This window comes from Pseudomonas sp. GV047, from assembly GCF_003058245.1.
GTDB classification, from domain to species: domain Bacteria; phylum Pseudomonadota; class Gammaproteobacteria; order Pseudomonadales; family Pseudomonadaceae; genus Aquipseudomonas; species Aquipseudomonas marginalis.
Genome location: NZ_QCWA01000015.1, coordinates 113565 through 130182 on the forward strand (window position 1 = coordinate 113565; position 16618 = coordinate 130182).

The 16618-nt window shown below is 60.1% G+C and carries 17 protein-coding genes and 1 tRNA gene; 5 read left to right on the forward strand and 13 right to left on the reverse strand.

Annotated elements, in window-relative coordinates; translation table 11 throughout:
* Window positions 1-6 precede the first annotated feature (6 nt).
* The 5 genes from gcvP to C8K58_RS28400 all read left to right on the forward strand — a co-directional run bounded on the left by gcvP (window position 7) and on the right by C8K58_RS28400 (window position 6754).
* Window positions 7-2847, forward strand: coding sequence for an aminomethyl-transferring glycine dehydrogenase (gcvP, locus tag C8K58_RS28380; RefSeq protein ID WP_108574753.1), 2841 nt, complete (start codon window positions 7-9; stop codon window positions 2845-2847).
* Window positions 2848-3024: 177 nt separating this feature from the next.
* Window positions 3025-4401: an L-serine ammonia-lyase gene (locus tag C8K58_RS28385; RefSeq protein WP_027605552.1), complete on the forward strand. Its 1377-nt coding sequence runs from the start codon at window positions 3025-3027 to the stop codon at window positions 4399-4401.
* Between the two features lie 39 nt (window positions 4402-4440).
* Complete coding sequence (gene gcvT / locus C8K58_RS28390; protein WP_098478854.1) at window positions 4441-5565, forward strand: glycine cleavage system aminomethyltransferase GcvT; 1125 nt, start codon at window positions 4441-4443, stop codon at window positions 5563-5565.
* Between the two features lie 393 nt (window positions 5566-5958).
* Window positions 5959-6171 carry a cold-shock protein gene (locus tag C8K58_RS28395; RefSeq protein ID WP_014339904.1) on the forward strand — a complete coding sequence of 71 codons (213 nt, stop codon included), beginning with the start codon at window positions 5959-5961 and terminating at the stop codon, window positions 6169-6171.
* A 94-nt stretch (window positions 6172-6265) separates the two neighbouring features.
* The gene (locus tag C8K58_RS28400; RefSeq protein WP_027605550.1) at window positions 6266-6754 is read left to right on the forward strand and encodes an RDD family protein; all 489 of its coding nucleotides are present in this window, start codon (window positions 6266-6268) and stop codon (window positions 6752-6754) included.
* A 75-nt stretch (window positions 6755-6829) separates the two neighbouring features.
* Here C8K58_RS28400 and nadA read toward each other — a convergent pair whose 3' ends face one another.
* From nadA to ybgC, 13 genes are all read right to left on the reverse strand, one after another.
* Window positions 6830-7888 (reverse strand): quinolinate synthase NadA, encoded by a 1059-nt coding sequence (nadA, locus tag C8K58_RS28405; RefSeq protein ID WP_027605549.1) that lies wholly within the window; start codon window positions 7886-7888, stop codon window positions 6830-6832.
* 281 nt (window positions 7889-8169) lie between these two features.
* On the reverse strand, window positions 8170-8553 hold the full coding sequence (locus C8K58_RS28410) for a MerR family transcriptional regulator (RefSeq protein ID WP_092358396.1): 384 nt from the start codon (window positions 8551-8553) through the stop codon (window positions 8170-8172).
* Between the two features lie 162 nt (window positions 8554-8715).
* A complete protein-coding gene (locus tag C8K58_RS28415) occupies window positions 8716-9294 on the reverse strand; it encodes an NAD(P)H-dependent oxidoreductase (RefSeq protein WP_027605547.1) in 579 nt (192 codons plus the stop codon).
* Between the two features lie 192 nt (window positions 9295-9486).
* Window positions 9487-9562, reverse strand: a tRNA-Lys gene (locus tag C8K58_RS28420).
* Window positions 9563-9625: 63 nt separating this feature from the next.
* Window positions 9626-10303, reverse strand: coding sequence for a 7-cyano-7-deazaguanine synthase QueC (gene queC, locus C8K58_RS28425; RefSeq protein ID WP_108574754.1), 678 nt, complete (start codon window positions 10301-10303; stop codon window positions 9626-9628).
* A gap of 1 nt (window position 10304) precedes the next feature.
* Window positions 10305-10952 (reverse strand): 7-carboxy-7-deazaguanine synthase QueE, encoded by a 648-nt coding sequence (queE, locus tag C8K58_RS28430; RefSeq protein ID WP_090400561.1) that lies wholly within the window; start codon window positions 10950-10952, stop codon window positions 10305-10307.
* A gap of 163 nt (window positions 10953-11115) precedes the next feature.
* Window positions 11116-11952 carry a tol-pal system protein YbgF gene (gene ybgF / locus C8K58_RS28435; protein WP_027605544.1) on the reverse strand — a complete coding sequence of 279 codons (837 nt, stop codon included), beginning with the start codon at window positions 11950-11952 and terminating at the stop codon, window positions 11116-11118.
* A gap of 6 nt (window positions 11953-11958) precedes the next feature.
* Window positions 11959-12459 (reverse strand): peptidoglycan-associated lipoprotein Pal, encoded by a 501-nt coding sequence (gene pal, locus C8K58_RS28440; protein ID WP_003209827.1) that lies wholly within the window; start codon window positions 12457-12459, stop codon window positions 11959-11961.
* Between the two features lie 55 nt (window positions 12460-12514).
* Complete coding sequence (gene tolB, locus C8K58_RS28445; RefSeq protein WP_043293513.1) at window positions 12515-13795, reverse strand: Tol-Pal system beta propeller repeat protein TolB; 1281 nt, start codon at window positions 13793-13795, stop codon at window positions 12515-12517.
* A gap of 17 nt (window positions 13796-13812) precedes the next feature.
* Window positions 13813-14886, reverse strand: a complete 1074-nt coding sequence (gene tolA / locus C8K58_RS28450; RefSeq protein ID WP_053135848.1) for a cell envelope integrity protein TolA — start codon at window positions 14884-14886, stop codon at window positions 13813-13815.
* The gene (gene tolR / locus C8K58_RS28455; protein ID WP_161793227.1) at window positions 14886-15338 is read right to left on the reverse strand and encodes a protein TolR; all 453 of its coding nucleotides are present in this window, start codon (window positions 15336-15338) and stop codon (window positions 14886-14888) included. Before tolR ends, tolA begins: the two co-directional genes overlap by 1 nt.
* A 23-nt stretch (window positions 15339-15361) precedes the next feature.
* Window positions 15362-16057: a protein TolQ gene (gene tolQ, locus C8K58_RS28460; protein WP_015885609.1), complete on the reverse strand. Its 696-nt coding sequence runs from the start codon at window positions 16055-16057 to the stop codon at window positions 15362-15364.
* A gap of 1 nt (window position 16058) precedes the next feature.
* Window positions 16059-16514, reverse strand: coding sequence for a tol-pal system-associated acyl-CoA thioesterase (gene ybgC / locus C8K58_RS28465; RefSeq protein WP_032890914.1), 456 nt, complete (start codon window positions 16512-16514; stop codon window positions 16059-16061).
* Between the last annotated feature and the right edge of the window lie 104 nt (window positions 16515-16618).

The window sequence follows — 16618 nt, forward strand, 5'->3', positions numbered from 1 at the left end:
CGCGCCATGACCATCAATCTCAGCACCGCCAATGAGTTCATCGCCCGCCACATCGGCCCGCGCCAGGAAGATGAGCAGCAGATGCTCGCCAGCCTGGGCTTCGATTCCCTGGAAGCCCTGAGCGCCAGCGTGATCCCGGAGAGCATCAAGGGCACCAGCGTGCTCGGCCTGGAAGACGGCCTGGGCGAAGCCGAGGCCCTGGCCAGGATCAAGGCCATCGCCAGCCAGAACCAACTGTTCAAGACCTACATCGGCCAGGGCTACTACAACTGCCATACGCCGTCGCCGATCCTGCGCAACCTTCTGGAAAACCCGGCCTGGTACACCGCCTACACACCTTATCAGCCAGAGATTTCCCAAGGCCGCCTGGAAGCGCTGCTGAACTTCCAGACCCTGATCAGCGACCTCACCGGCCTGCCGATCGCCAACGCCTCGCTGCTCGATGAAGCCACCGCCGCCGCCGAAGCCATGACCTTCTGCAAGCGCCTGAGCAAGAACAAGGGCAGCAACGCCTTCTTCGCCTCGGTCCACAGCCACCCGCAAACCCTCGACGTACTGCGCACCCGTGCCGAGCCGCTGGGCATCGACGTGGTGGTCGGCGATGAGCGCGAACTGACCGATGTCAGCCGGTTCTTCGGCGCCCTGCTGCAATACCCGGCCAGCAACGGTGACGTGTTCGACTACCGCGCGCTGACCGAGCGTTTCCATGCCGCCAACGCCCTGGTGGCCGTGGCTGCCGACCTGCTGGCCCTGACCCTGCTGGCCCCGCCGGGTGAGTTCGGCGCCGACGTGGCCATCGGCAGCGCGCAACGCTTCGGCGTGCCGCTGGGCTTCGGTGGCCCGCACGCGGCGTACTTCTCCACCAAGGATGCGTTCAAGCGCGACATGCCGGGGCGCCTGGTCGGTGTGTCGGTAGACCGCTTTGGCAAGCCGGCCCTGCGCCTGGCCATGCAGACCCGCGAGCAACATATCCGCCGCGAGAAAGCCACCAGCAACATCTGCACCGCGCAAGTGCTGCTCGCCAACATCGCCAGCATGTATGCCGTGTACCACGGGCCCCAGGGCCTGACCCAGATCGCCAAGCGCATTCACCAGCTGACCGCGATGCTCGCCAAGGGCTTGACCGCCCTGGGCCTCAAGGTCGAGCAGGCACACTTCTTCGACACCCTGACCCTGCACACCGGCGCCGACACCGCTGCGCTGCACGACAAGGCCCGCGCCCAGCGCATCAACCTGCGCGTGGTGGACGCCGAGCGGGTTGGGCTGTCGGTCGACGAAACCACCACCCAGGCCGATATCGAAACCCTGTGGGCGATCTTTGCCAATGGCAAAGCCCTGCCGGACGTCAACGCCACGGTGGACAGCCGCCTGCCCGACGCCTTGCTGCGCCAGTCACCGATCCTCAGCCATCCGGTGTTCAACCGTTATCACTCGGAAACCGAGCTGATGCGCTACCTGCGCAAGCTGGCGGACAAGGACCTGGCCCTGGACCGGACCATGATCCCGCTGGGCTCGTGCACCATGAAGCTCAACGCCGCCAGTGAAATGATCCCGGTGACCTGGGCCGAGTTCGGTGCCCTGCACCCGTTCGCCCCGGCCGAGCAAAGCGCCGGCTACCTGCAACTGACCTCCGACCTGGAAGCCATGCTCTGCGCGGCCACCGGGTATGACGCGATCTCCCTGCAGCCGAACGCCGGTTCCCAGGGCGAGTACGCCGGCCTGTTGGCCATCCGTGCCTATCACCAGAGCCGTGGCGAAGCACGTCGTGACATCTGCCTGATCCCATCGTCGGCCCACGGCACCAACCCCGCCACCGCCAACATGGCCGGCATGCGTGTGGTGGTTACCGCCTGCGACGCCCGTGGCAACGTCGACATCGAAGACCTGCGCGCCAAGGCCATCGAGCACCGTGAGCACCTCGCCGCGCTGATGATTACCTACCCGTCCACCCACGGCGTGTTCGAGGAAGGTATCCGCGAAATCTGCGGGATCATCCACGACAACGGCGGCCAGGTGTACATCGACGGCGCTAACATGAACGCGATGGTTGGCCTGTGCGCACCGGGCAAGTTCGGCGGCGATGTGTCCCACCTGAATTTGCACAAGACTTTCTGCATCCCCCATGGCGGTGGCGGCCCGGGCGTTGGCCCGATTGGCGTCAAGTCCCACCTCACGCCCTTCCTGCCCGGCCACGCGGCCATGGCGCGCAAGGAAGGCGCGGTGTGTGCGGCACCGTTCGGCAGTGCAAGCATCCTGCCGATCACCTGGATGTACATCAGCATGATGGGCGGCGCAGGCCTCAAGCGCGCGTCGCAGTTGGCGATACTGAATGCCAACTACATTTCCCGTCGCCTCGAAGAGCACTACCCCGTGCTGTACACCGGCAGCAATGGCCTGGTGGCGCACGAATGCATCCTCGACCTGCGCCCGCTGAAGGACAGCAGCGGCATCAGCGTGGATGACGTGGCCAAGCGCCTGATCGACTTTGGCTTCCACGCCCCGACCATGTCGTTCCCGGTGGCCGGCACGCTGATGATCGAGCCGACCGAAAGCGAGTCCAAGGAAGAACTGGACCGCTTCTGCGACGCGATGATCGCCATCCGCGAAGAAATCCGCGCGGTGGAAAACGGCACCCTGGACAAGGACGACAACCCGCTGAAAAACGCACCGCATACCGCGGCGGAACTGGTTGGCGAATGGAGCCACCCATACAGCCGTGAACAAGCGGTGTACCCGGTCGCTTCGTTGATCGAAGGCAAGTACTGGCCACCGGTTGGCCGGGTCGACAATGTGTTTGGTGATCGCAACCTGGTGTGTGCGTGCCCGTCGATCGAGAGCTACGCATAACCCGACTGGCTGAGCGCGGTCAAAAATGTGGGAGGGGGCTTGCCCCCGATAGCGGTGTGTCAGTCACCAGAACTTTCTACTGACCCACCGCTATCGGGGGCAAGTCGAATCGTCGCACCGCCCCTCCCACATTGACCGAGTACACCCAATACATAACAAGAAACCGGAGAACAACTCATGTCCTTAAGCGTGTTCGACCTGTTCAAGATTGGCATCGGCCCCTCCAGTTCCCACACCGTCGGCCCCATGCGCGCGGCCGCTCGATTCGTCGAAGGCCTCAAGCGTGACAATCTGCTGAGCGCCACCACCGGCATCAAGGTGGAACTCTATGGCTCCCTCGGCGCCACCGGCAAAGGCCACGGCAGCGACAAGGCCGTGCTGCTCGGCCTGGAAGGCGAACACCCGGACACCGTGAACACCGAAACCGTGGCCACGCGCCTGGCGCAGATGCGCGGCGATGGCCGCTTGAACCTGCTCGGCGAACACAGCATTGCGTTCAACGAGAAAGAACACCTGGCGATGATTCGCAAACCCCTGGCCTACCACCCCAACGGCATGATTTTTCGTGCCTTTGATGCGGCGGGCATCCAGATCCGCAGCCGCGAGTACTACTCGGTGGGCGGCGGTTTTGTGGTGGATGAAGACGCCGCCGGCGCCGACCGGATCGTCGAAGACGCCACCCCACTGACGTTCCCGTTCAAGCATGCCAAGGACTTGCTCGGCCATTGCACCACCTACGGTCTGTCCATCAGCCAGGTGATGCTGACCAATGAAAGCGCCTGGCGCCCGGAAGCGGAAACCCGTGCCGGCCTGTTGAAGATCTGGCAGGTGATGCAGGACTGCGTGGCAGCCGGCTGTCGCAACGAAGGCATCTTGCCCGGCGGCCTGAAGGTCAAGCGTCGTGCCGCCGCCTTGCATCGCCAGTTGTGCAAGAACCCGGAGTCGGCCCTGCGCGACCCGCTGTCGGTGCTGGACTGGGTCAACCTGTACGCCCTGGCCGTCAACGAAGAAAACGCCAACGGCGGGCGCGTGGTCACGGCGCCCACCAACGGCGCGGCCGGGATTGTGCCGGCGGTGCTGCATTACTACATGCGCTTTATCCCTGGCGCGAATGAAGACGGCGTGGTGCGCTTCCTGCTCACCGCCGCCGCCATCGGCATTCTCTACAAGGAAAACGCCTCCATCTCCGGTGCCGAAGTCGGTTGCCAGGGTGAAGTCGGCGTGGCCTGTTCCATGGCCGCTGGCGCGTTGTGCGAAGTATTGGGCGGTACGGTTTCCCAGGTGGAAAACGCCGCCGAGATCGGCATGGAACACAACCTCGGCCTGACCTGCGACCCGATTGGCGGCCTGGTGCAGGTGCCCTGCATCGAGCGCAATGCGATGGGCTCGGTGAAGGCCATCAATGCGGTGCGCATGGCCTTGCGTGGCGACGGGCAACACTTCGTCTCGCTGGACAAGGTCATCCGCACCATGCGCCAGACCGGCGCCGACATGAAAAGCAAATACAAGGAAACCGCCCGTGGCGGTTTAGCGGTCAACATTATCGAGTGCTGACGCCTAAAGGCGCGCCGGCACGTTTTTCAGGAGCTGAACATGTCCACCGAAACCCTGTTGAAAACCCCATTGCACGCCCTGCACCTCGAGCTGGGTGCACGCATGGTGCCCTTCGCCGGCTACGACATGCCGGTGCAATACCCACTGGGCGTGATGAAGGAGCACCTGCACACCCGTGAACAGGCCGGGCTGTTCGACGTGTCCCACATGGGCCAGATCCGCCTGACCGGCGCCAATGCCGCAAAGGCCCTGGAAACCCTGGTACCGGTCGACATCATCGACCTGCCGGTCGGCATGCAGCGCTACGCCATGTTCACCAATGACCAGGGCGGCATCCTCGACGACCTGATGGTGGCGAACCTGGGTAACGACGAACTGTTCCTGGTAGTCAACGCGGCCTGCAAGGACCAGGACCTGGCGCACCTGCGCCAGCATATCGGCGAGCAGTGCAGCATCGAGCCGCTGTTCGAAGAACGCGCACTGCTGGCCCTGCAAGGCCCGGCTGCGGTGAAGGTACTGGCGCGCCTGGCCCCGGAAGTCACCCGGATGACCTTCATGCAATTCGCCCCGGTGCGCCTGCTGGGCGTGGACTGCTACGTCAGCCGCTCGGGCTACACCGGTGAAGACGGTTTTGAAATCTCCGTGCCTGCCGCCAGCGCCGAAAGCCTGGCGCGCAGCCTGCTGGCCGAGGACGAAGTGCAGGCCATCGGCCTGGGCGCCCGTGACTCGCTGCGCCTGGAAGCCGGCCTGTGCCTGTACGGCCACGACATGAACACCGAGACCACCCCGATCGAAGCCAGCCTCCTGTGGGCAATCTCCAAGGCCCGGCGCACCGACGGTGTGCGTGCCGGTGGCTTCCCGGGTGCCGACCGCATCTTCACCCAGCAGCAAACCGGTGTAAGCCGCAAGCGAGTAGGCCTGCTGCCCCAGGAACGCACACCTGTACGTGAAGGCGCAGAGATCGTCGACGAACACGGCAGCGTGATCGGCAGCGTGTGCAGCGGTGGCTTTGGCCCGAGCCTGGGTGGCCCACTGGCCATGGGTTACCTGGACAGCGCATTCACCGCACTGGACACCGAAGTCTCTGCGTTGGTGCGTGGGAAAAAAGTGCCACTTCGTGTAAGCAAAATGCCATTTGTGCCGCAACGTTACTATCGTGGCTGATTGACTGTTCCTATAAGTAACGCGGTTGCGTTAACGTGCACTAATCTGTAACGCAACCGCCATAAAACAGTGCAGCAACGATAGGCATTATTATAGGAATTAACCTATAACAAGTGACCCATTCTATCGAATAAGTCGGTTTCACATTATTCAACGAAGTGTCATGCGGCCGAGCAAAACCTGGGCTTTTGCCAGGGCTTGTTTTTTCTCCATTAGTTGGCGTAGAGTTTGCCCACTGTGTTTGCATGGGTCGCTTGGAACCTGGACCTGGGCAGTAGCTGAAGTAGTTGTGCTACAACCCGTTCGACGTCTCTTACTTTCCTGCAACCCAGCCCAGTACTCTTTCATGTGAAAGGGGCTGTCATTAATTTTTAGCGTCAAGGAAATAAGAAAATGGCTGATCGTCAGAGCGGTACCGTCAAGTGGTTTAACGACGAGAAAGGGTTTGGTTTTATCACTCCAGAAAGCGGTCCGGATCTGTTCGTGCATTTCCGCGCTATTCAAGGCAACGGCTTCAAAAGCCTGAAGGAAGGCCAGAAGGTCACCTTCGTTGCAGTTCAAGGCCAGAAAGGCATGCAGGCTGACGAAGTACAAGCAGAAGGCTGATCCTTCCTGCGACAAAAAGCCCCTGACATGACATCAGGGGCTTTTTTATGGGCGCTATTCCGTAAAATGATTTTTTTCCTCTGAGAGCCCTGCCATGTCTAAACCCTTGCTGAGTCCCCAAGGCGAGTTCCCCGCCGTTGGCCTGGGCCGTCGCCTGGCAGCGATGTTCTATGACTTCCTGTTGTGCACCGCGCTGCTGATCGTCACCGCGTTTATCTACAAGCTGGTGTGGATCGCGTTCGTGGGCGAAGCCAGGATGCGCACCCTCACCGAATCCGGCGCACTGGACGGTGACCCGCTGCTGTCGACGATTCTGTTGTTTGTGCTGTTTGGTTTCTTTGCCAAGTTCTGGACCCATTCCGGGCAAACCCTGGGCATGCAGGTCTGGGGCGTGCGCGTGCAAAACGCCGACGGCTCGCGGATCAGCCTGTGGCAGGCGCTGTTGCGCTTTGTAGTGTCGATTGCGTCGTGGTTATGCGTGGGGCTGGGGTTTGTCTGGTCGTTGTTCGACAAGCACAAACGCAGCTGGCATGACATCTACTCGGATACGCAGTTGGTGCGCATCCCGAAGCAAAAGAAATAAACCGCTGCCTGAACGAAATCAAAATGTGGGAGGGAGCTTGCCCCCTCCCACATTTTCAACCGAGCTCGCCTCGATTCAGGCGTTACCCGCCAGCTTCAGGCGCGCCGCCTGGGTGAAATCCAGCATGCGCTTGAGCGGTCGCACGGCGTGCGGAATCACCGACGGCTCGACGAATATCTCATTACTGCCCTCACGCAGGCACTGCAGCGTACGCTCCAGCGTATTCATCGCCATCCACGGGCAGTGCGCGCAACTGCGGCACGCAGCGCCGTTACCGGCCGTGGGCGCCTCGACGAAGACCTTGTCCGGGCACAGCTGCTGCATCTTGTAGAAGATGCCGCGGTCGGTCGCCACGATGAAGGTCTTGTTCGGCAGCCGCTGTGCCGCCGCAATCAACTGGCTGGTGGAGCCCACCGCGTCGGCCAGTTCGATTACCGAGGTCGGCGATTCCGGGTGCACCAGGATCGCTGCGTCCGGGTACAGCGCCTTCATGTCTTCCAACTGCTTGGACTTGAACTCCTCGTGGACGATGCATGCACCGTCCCACAGCAGCATGTCGGCACCGGTCTGGCGCTGGATGTAGGTACCCAGGTGCTTGTCCGGGCCCCAGATGATGGTCTCGCCGTTGTCCATCAGGCTTTCGACGATTTCCAGCGCACAGCTGGAGGTCACCACCCAATCGGCCCGGGCCTTGACCGCCGCCGAAGTGTTGGCATACACCACCACGGTGCGCTCGGGATGCTGGTCGCAGAACGCCGAAAACTCATCCACCGGACACCCCAGGTCCAGGGAGCACGTGGCTTCCAGGGTCGGCATGAGGATGCGTTTTTCGGGGGTGAGGATTTTGGCGGTCTCGCCCATGAAACGTACACCGGCGACCAGTACGGTCTTGGCCGGGTGGGCTGCGCCGAAGCGGGCCATTTCCAGGGAGTCGGAGACACAGCCGCCGGTTTCTTCGGCCAGGGCCTGGATCACCGGATCGCAATAGAAGTGGGCAACCAGCACCGCGTCCTGAGCCTTGAGCTCGGCAGCAATGGCGGCACGCAGGCTCGCCTCTTCCTCGGCGCTGAGGGCCTTGGGCTGCTTGGCGTCGAGGTGGGCTTGAACCAGTAGGCGTTCGGAAATGTGCGTCATGTTCGCAAGACCTGCAGGCGCAGTAGCGCGAAAGTCGAGTGTACCACCGGCTCTGGAGCCCTTCGGGCGCCGCCGGACGAAGTGATTGTGTTCATCAAGCACGGGTAAAGGTGAAGCTGCGCAAGGCTACAGAATATCCAATGGTTTCAAAAGCCTAATCTGGCTTTGACGCGTGCGCCTGTCGATTAAAAAACCGCAATAGTACCTTGGGTCTCCCCCGCCTTCAGAAATCACCTCAAGCACATAGCCGTCAGCGGGCAGAGTTCATGCAGCAAGTTCGTTCAGACCGTTTTGGAAAGAGGCTCAAACTGGCATTGGTACCGGGCGTCCTTGAGGTTGCTTTCGAACTGTTCAAGACCGTCGTAGATGTTTTGCAGCCCTTCGATCTGGGCTTTCAGCTCGAGCTTTTTATCGGCAATGGCCTGGTTGGCCAAATCCCAAGGCAGCTCCAGGCCCCGGTGGTCCTGAAGAATCGCCTGCATTTCCTTAAGCTTGAAACCCAGCTGCTGAGCACACTTGATGAACGTCAACAGCTCAACGCCTTGCTGGTTATAGACCCGATACTTACCTTCGCGTACAGGCGGCGGCAGCAAGCCAATGTCTTCATAGTGGCGGATCGTCTTGACGGTAGTGCCCGATAGCTGGGCGGCTTTGCCGATATACATGAAAAGTCCTTTTTTGGCACAAGAGTGGGGAGAGCACTTTGGCGCGCCGCATCTTCACACATGTCTACGGGGTCGGAAACCCGAAGGTGGCAAAAGGCAGTGTACTTGGCAGGGATAAAGCCGGCATCGCCTGCTGCAAGGCGATGCTGTGCAACGGCTATGTCAGCGGCAAGCGATAGCCTGGGCTTGCTTGAGCCAGGCTTCGCGCTGGGAGTCGCCGGAACCGAGGATCGGCCCGAACGTAAGGGTCTTCAATGGTTTGATGCCGCAGAACTCCAGGGTGGTCTTGCGCATCTGGTGCAGGCCCGGCATGCGGTAGACCCACTTGTAGTACCACGGCGGGGTATCCATCGTGACCAGCAGGTGAGCCGTGCGCCCCTTCAAAAGCTTGTCGGGAAAGGCTTTGCCTTCGCGGTACTTGAAGGCAAAGCCGGGAAGGAATATCCGATCGAAGAAGCCTTTCATCAGGGCCGGAATTCCGCCCCACCAGATGGGATAGACAAACGCCAGGTGCTCAGCCCAGGTGATATCGGCCTGGGCCTTGAGCAGATCGGGCTCCAGCAACTGAACCTGTTTGTAGCCATCGTGCAGCACTGGATCAAACCGCAGAGCATCCAGGCGTAACAGACGCACATCGTGCCCGGCCTCCGTGGCCGCCTTCACATAGGTGTCGGTCAATGCCCCACAGAAACTGTCGGTTGAGGGGTGCCCCAGAATCACCAGTACTCGCTTGCTCATCATCACTTCATCCTGAAAAGTCGAGCGGGCAGGATAGGGTGTGCCCGTAACAGGAGAGTCAACAGGGAGGTTTGCCAAATGCTGGTATAGCTTGGGTGCATTGCGCACCGGCAGGTAAGCACCAAATCGCAGGCAAAAAAAAACCCGGAAATCCTCACTTGCGTGGGCCTTCCGGATTTTCTAAACCGCCAAAAATGGTGGGTCGTGTGGGATTCGAACCTACGACCAATTGGTTAAAAGCCAACTGCTCTACCAACTGAGCTAACGACCCGCTGTGTGGTGGCGCGTATAATACTGATTTCTAAGGATTATTCAACACCTTATTTGAAATAAATCAGAAATAACGCGTCGGGTCCGTAATTCCGGCCATTTGGAAGCCCTCTGCACGCAGTCGGCAGCTGTCGCATTTCCCACAGGCACGGCCGTCATCGTCTGCCTGATAGCAGGAAACTGTCAGCGAGTAATTGACACCGAGTCCTACGCCAACCTTCACGATAGCGGCCTTGCTCAGGTTTTGCAGCGGTGCCTGGATCCGGAAACCCTGCCCTTCTACCCCGGCTTTTGTCGCCAAATTGGCCATGCGTTCGAACGACTCGACGTATTCCGGGCGGCAGTCCGGGTAGCCGTTGTAATCAAGGGCATTAACCCCGATGAAGATGTCCCGCGCATTCAGAACCTCCGCCCAGCCCAGGGCCAGGGACAGGAACACGGTGTTGCGTGCCGGTACGTAGGTGACCGGGATGCCTTGGGTGGGGGCCTCCGGGACGTCGATAGTGCTGTCGGTCAAGGCCGAGCCACCCATGCCGTCGAGGTTCAGGCCAATCACCTTGTGTTCGACCACGCCCAGGTCTCGGGCCACACGGGCGGCGGCCTCCAACTCGGCACGGTGGCGCTGACCGTAGTCGAAGCTCATGGTGTAACAGCTGTAACCTTCGGCGCGAACCATGGCCACTAACGTCGCGGAGTCGAGGCCACCGGACAGCAGGATGACCGCGCGCTTTTGATCAGTCATCTCAGCGCCCCGGTTCGTCGTTCCACAGGTATTTATGCAGCTGCAATTGCAGGCGTACGGGCAGGTTATCGGCAACCACCCAGTCGGCCAGATCGCGCGCGTTCAGGTCGTGGTGGCTGGGAGAGAACAACACCTCACCGGCACGGCGGTCAAGGCCGTACTGGATCAGCTTGGAGTTGGCCCAGTCATAGTCTTCACGGGAACAAATCACGAACTTGACCTGATCGTTGGGCGTCAGCAGTTCGATGTTCTCGTAGCGGTTGCGATGCACTTCCTTGGAGCCCGGCGTCTTGAGGTCAACCACTCGGCTGACACGCGGGTCTACAGCGGAAATATCCAGGGCCCCGCTGGTTTCCAGGGAGACCTCGTAACCGGCATCACACAGCTGTTTGAGCAAGGGGATGGCGTTGGGCTGGGCCAGGGGCTCGCCACCCGTTACACAAACGTAGCGGGGCCGGTAGCTGGCAACCTGCTCCAGGATGTCTTCGAGGGTGCGCACGGTGCCGCCACTGAAGGCGTAGGCGCTGTCACAGTATTGGCAACGCAAGGGGCAACCGGTCAGGCGCACAAAAACCGTGGGCAGGCCAGCGGTTCGCGTTTCACCCTGTAACGAGTAAAAAACTTCGGTGATGCGTAATGTGTCTTGCATAGTCGCCACGGGCGTAACAGCTAAACAGGCTGTCCGCCTCCGTCAGGCACTTCAAGGAACCCCGCCAACGCGTAGGCCCCAGGAAGCGTGTGTCATAAAAGGGCGTGGATTCTAACGAAAAAACCCGCGCCAGGCGCGGGTTTCTTCTAAACGGCTGCATCGCTTACAAGCGTTGCAGATCCCGTTGGGCCAACTGTGCAGCGGAGGTACCCGGATACTGGGCTACGACCTGCTGCAGAATGCCTTTGACCTTGTCGGTATGACCCAGGCGGCGTTCTACGTCAGCGAGTTTATACAGCGAGTCGGGCACCTTGGCGTGCTTGGGGTACAGTTGACTGACCTTGGCAAATGCCTGGCCCGCCCCCTGCAGATCACCCTTTGCCAGATTCACCTCGCCCAACCAGTATTGGGCATTGCCCGCGTACTGGCTGTTTGGGTAGCGGCCCAGGAAGGCGGTAAAGGCTTTGCTGGCCTTATCGAAATCCTTGGCCTTGATCAGGTCGAAGGCTGCATCGTAATACAGCTTTTCCTTCGCCGGATCACCCGGTTCACTGCTGGCGGCAGGGGCTTGGCTCGCAGCGGCGGCCCCTGCTGCTGCACCACCGATAGCCGCGCTGGGCGCGCCACCGGCAGAAGAATTATCAGGAGTAGCGGCAGGTGTAACACCGGCTCCTATACGTCGATCAAGATCCTGGTAACGCTCCAGGCCTTCCTGCTTCAGCTGACGCACCTCATTTTGCAGAACTTCAATGGTGCCTTGTTGCTGCGCCAATTGATCCTGCATGCGTTGCAGCTGGTTGAACAGTTCGCCCTGTGCCGAGGGAGCGGACGTAGCCGCCCCCCCAGCATAGGCGCCGTTCGTGCCATAACCCGCTGGCGGATAGCTGCTCCCGCTATTGTTATAGCCAGAGTTGCTGTCTTCCACAGGAACCGCAGCCCACACCGCAAGCGGGGCGAGGCTGAGAGCCAATACAGTTAGAGCACGACGGCACGTTCGCATGACGAATTACTTACGCAGTTCGACGCGACGGTTTTGAGCCCAGGACTGCTCGTCGTGGCCAGTAGCAACTGGACGCTCTTTACCGTAGGAAACCAGTTCCAGTTGGCCTGGAGCAACACCTTGCAGTACCAGGTAGCGCTGAACGGCTTTCGCACGACGCTCGCCCAGTGCCATGTTGTACTCACGAGTACCACGTTCGTCAGTGTTACCTTCCAGAACAACGCGAGCGCCGTTAGCTTTCAGGTCCTTCGCGTGAACGTCCAGAGCGCGCATGGCTTCTGGCTTCAGGTCCGAACTGTCGTATTCGAAGTAGAAAGTGGTGATAGCGCGCAGAGCAGCTTCTTCGCTCAGGGAGCCGTCAACTGCACCAGTGTTAGCGCCGTAACCAGCGTTTGGATCAACAGCTGCGCCTTCACCGGCATTGTCGCCGCCTTTAGACGAGCAACCAACGGCTACGGACAGAGCCAGAGCCAGAGCAGCAAACTTACCAAACTTCAGCATTTCCATCGTGAAACTCCTAATGAACCCCAGTGTGTTAAGTACTTCTTTTTGTAGCGCCGCGTCAGTTCAGGTAAGGGGACCAGGACGGTTCTCTGACTTCGCCTTGTGCGGTAGGAAGCGGGAGCCTTACGCGTCCATTAATGGACACGAGCATCAAGACTCCCCGGCCCTGCTGGCGGGTGGCGTAGATTACCATGGTGCCGTTGGGCGCAACAGTAGCTGACTCATCAAGGTTGGTATCTGTGAGGATTTTTACCGTTCCACGCTGCAAATCCTGGGCCGCAACCCGGAAATTAGTGAAACCATCCTGACGGTGAATCATCACCAACGTCTTTTCATCAGCCGAAAGCTTAGGATTGGCGTTGTAGTTACCGATAAAGGTCACGCGTTCCGCGCCCCCACCGCCAACGCTGGTCTTGTAGATCTGTGGCTTGCCGCCGCGGTCCGAGGTGAAGTAGATGGTCGAACCATCCTTGCCCCAGAACGGTTCGGTGTTGATACCAGGACCGCTGGTCACACGGCTGATCTGACGCGAAGCCATGTTCATCACGTAGATGTCCGGGTTGCCGTCCTTGGACAGTACGAATGCCAGGCGCGAACCATCCGGCGACCAGGCCGGTGCACCGTTGAGGCCTTCGAAGTTGGTGATCTGCTCACGACGGCCAGTATCGATGTGCTGGACGAAGATACGCGGACGCTTCTGTTCGAAAGACACGTAGGCAATACGCTTGCCGTCCGGCGCGAACCGCGGCGACAGGATTGGCTCACGGGACTGCAGCAAGGTCACTGCCCGCGCACCATCGTAGTCCGAACGCTGCAGGGTGTAGCGAGTGTTGTCTACGGAGAAACGCTCGGCCGTTACATAAAGCAGGCGTGTCGAGAACGCGCCCTTGATACCGGTGAGCTTTTCAAACGACTGGTCCGAGATGTAGTGGGCCATGTCGCGCAGTTGTTCGGCGGTACCCGATACGCTGCCGGTCAGGACCTGCTGCTCGGTGGCCACGTTGAACAAGGTGTACTGGATCTGCAGGCGACCGCCGGCCGGCGTGATGCTGCCGACCATCAGGTACTGCGCGCCCACCGCTTTCCAATCACGGAAGATGACTTCGCTGGCCTGGGTCGGCTGGCTGATCATGTTGCCTTTCGGAATCGGGGCGTAGTAACCGGAGTTGCGCAGGTCGTCGCTGACGATCTGGGCCATGTCGTCCGGCAGCACGCTGCCGCCCTGCCAGCCAAACGGCACTACCGCGATCGGGGTAGCCCGATCGCTGCCGCTGGTGACCAGGATGTTCTTTTCATCCGCCGCCGCTATCCCTGCCATACAGCAAATAACGACAAGCATTCCTCGAAGAAGGTTTCTCACAAGGCTAGATCCTCAGGTGTGAATGTCATCTTGAATGAACGATAGGGAGCGAAGTCGCTTGGTTTCATTCCCTGCATCTCGGTCAACCGGCCAATATTCTTGACCGCGGCAACCGCCGAACTGTCGAACGAACCGTCACCACTGGACTTGGCCACGCTGACCGAAGTCACCGTACCGTCCGGCAACATGCCGATCTGCAGCACTACTGTCATGCCTTTGCGTGCCGAAGGTGGACGTGTCCAGCCTTCTGCTGCCCGCGCCCGAATCAGGTCGTCGAAACTGCCCGCGACTTCATCGCCACGTTCATCGGCCAAGGCTTGCTGACGCTGCGGCGTGTCGGAGAGCAAATCTGCCAAGGCCTGGGCCTTTTTCTCTTCGGCGGATTTACGCGCTGCTTCCTGGGCCTTTTTCTTGGTGGCATCGGCGGCAGCTTTCTTCTTCGCGTCGTCGGCGATTTTCTTCTTCGCCTCGTCTGCTTCAGCTTTTTTCTTGGCGTCTTCGGCGGCTTTCTTCTTCGCGTCTTCGACTATTTTCTTCTTGGCGTCTTCAGCGGCCTTTTTCTTGGCCTCTTCTTCGGCAGCCTTCTTGGCTTCTTCTTCAGATTTCTTCTTGGCTATATCAGCCAATTGTTTCTCTTCAGCTTTTTTAGCTTCGGCAGCTTTCTCGGCTTTCTTGGCTTCATCAGCCTTTTTCGCCTCGTCGGCCTTCTTGGCTTCGTCAGCCTTTTTCGATTCCTCGGCCTTTTGAGCCGCCTCTTCTTTCTTTTGTTCCGCAGCAGCCTTCACCGCTTCCTGCTCGACCTTCTTCTGTTCCATCTGTTCGACTTCAGTCTGGCGCGCAGCCGACTTCTGGGCCTCACCCGCAATCTTCTGATTGGTCTGGGTGGTGGCCTGGCTTTTCGATTTCAGCTGATACAGGGTCGCCTGCACGATCGGCTTGGCTGGCGGCAGGTCCGGGGTCATGGCAAAGCTGACGAACAGCATGCCAAAGACCAGGACGTGCAGGGCAATTGCCCAGACGCTAGGCCAGAAGAAGCTTTCCGAGGCGGACGGCTCTCGCTGTTGGTGCATCAGGGCGCCTCGGTAATCAAGCCAACGTTACCGACGCCGGCCTTCTGCAGCCCGCCCATGGCGCCCATGACGGAACCGTAGTCGACCGACTTGTCGCCGCGGATGAACACCTGGGTGTGCTTGCCGCCTTCGTTGCCGGAGCGAATGATCTTGGTCACCGCATCGGTCATCGCCGGCAGGGTCAAGGCCTTGTCCTGTTGCTTCTGGGTGTCGACTTCGCTGCCAAGGTTCCAGTAATAGGTCTTGTCAGCCTTGATCGAAATGGTCAGGACCTGAGTGTTGTTGTCCTGCGGCAAGGCTTCACTGGAAACCTTGGGCAGATCAACCTTCACGCCCTGGTTGAGCATCGGCGCGGTCACCATGAAGATCACCAGCAGCACCAGCATCACGTCGATGTAGGGCACTACGTTCATCTCGGCGACCGGCTTGCGCTTTTTGCGAGCTCGAGCGATTAAAGCCATTGGGAATTACCTGCTTATTCTTCGCTGGTGTGCACTTTACGGTGCAGGATCGCCTGGAATTCATCGGCGAAGGTGTAGTAACGGCCGATCAACGTTTCGCTGGTGGCGGCAAAGCGGTTGTAGGCGATTACTGCGGGGATAGCGGCGAACAGGCCGATCGCGGTGGCGATCAGGGCTTCGGCAATACCCGGGGCCACGGTGGCCAGGGTCGCTTGCTGGGCCTGGGCCAGGCCGCGGAACGAGTTCATGATCCCCCACACGGTACCGAACAGGCCGATGTACGGGCTGACGGAACCGACGGTAGCGAGGAACGGCAGGCTCTGCTCCAGTTTCTCTTCTTCACGGGAAATGGCGACGCGCATGGCACGGGCCACGCCTTCCATGACCGCTTCCGGATCAACACCCGGCTGCTGGCGCAGGCGCGAGAATTCCTTGAAGCCGGCGCGGAAGATCTGCTCGACGCCCGAGTCCGGGTCCGGGTTGCTGCCGGCCTGGCGGTACAGCTTGGACAGGTCGATACCCGACCAGAAGCGCTCTTCAAAGCTCTCCAGGGCACGTCGACCGGCACGCAGCAGGTTGCTGCGCTGAAAAATCATGACCCAAGAGGTAACCGATGCGGCTACCAGGGTCAGCATCACCAGTTGAACCACGACACTGGCATTGCTGACCAGGCTCCACATGGAGGAATGGTCGACGACGGTAGGTTCCACGCTAAATCTCCTGCTTTGATTGTTTACCCGCGCCGCTCACGGCGGCAAAGGCCGCACGTAGAGTTTCGGGAATGGCCCGAGGTTTCAAACTGTTGGTGCGCACACACGCCACCAGGAACTGCCCCTCACAGAGCAGCGTTGCATCCGTTGCCCGCCTGACCTGCTGCTTGAAACGCAGGCTGGCACGGTTCAATTCGATTACTTCAGCGCTGACCAGCAACTCGTCGTCCAGTCGCGCCGGTGCGTGGTAGCGCGCCTCGCTGGAATGCACGACGAATAACAGGTCCTCCCCTGCCAGCTGGGATTGGGCAAAGCCCAGCTCCCGTAGCCGCTCGGTACGAGCCCGCTCCATGAACTTGAGATAATTGACGTAATACACGATGCCGCCGGCATCGGTGTCCTCGTAATAAACGCGACAGCGATGTGCGAACGACTGATCCCCGTTTTGCGCGCGCATACTCTAGTGCTTACTCCTCAGGTTGCCAATCCGCTGGGGCAACTGTTTTTTCATTCTCGAAAAACATATCCAGTGACTGAATGACGACGCCAGCCACTAGGACA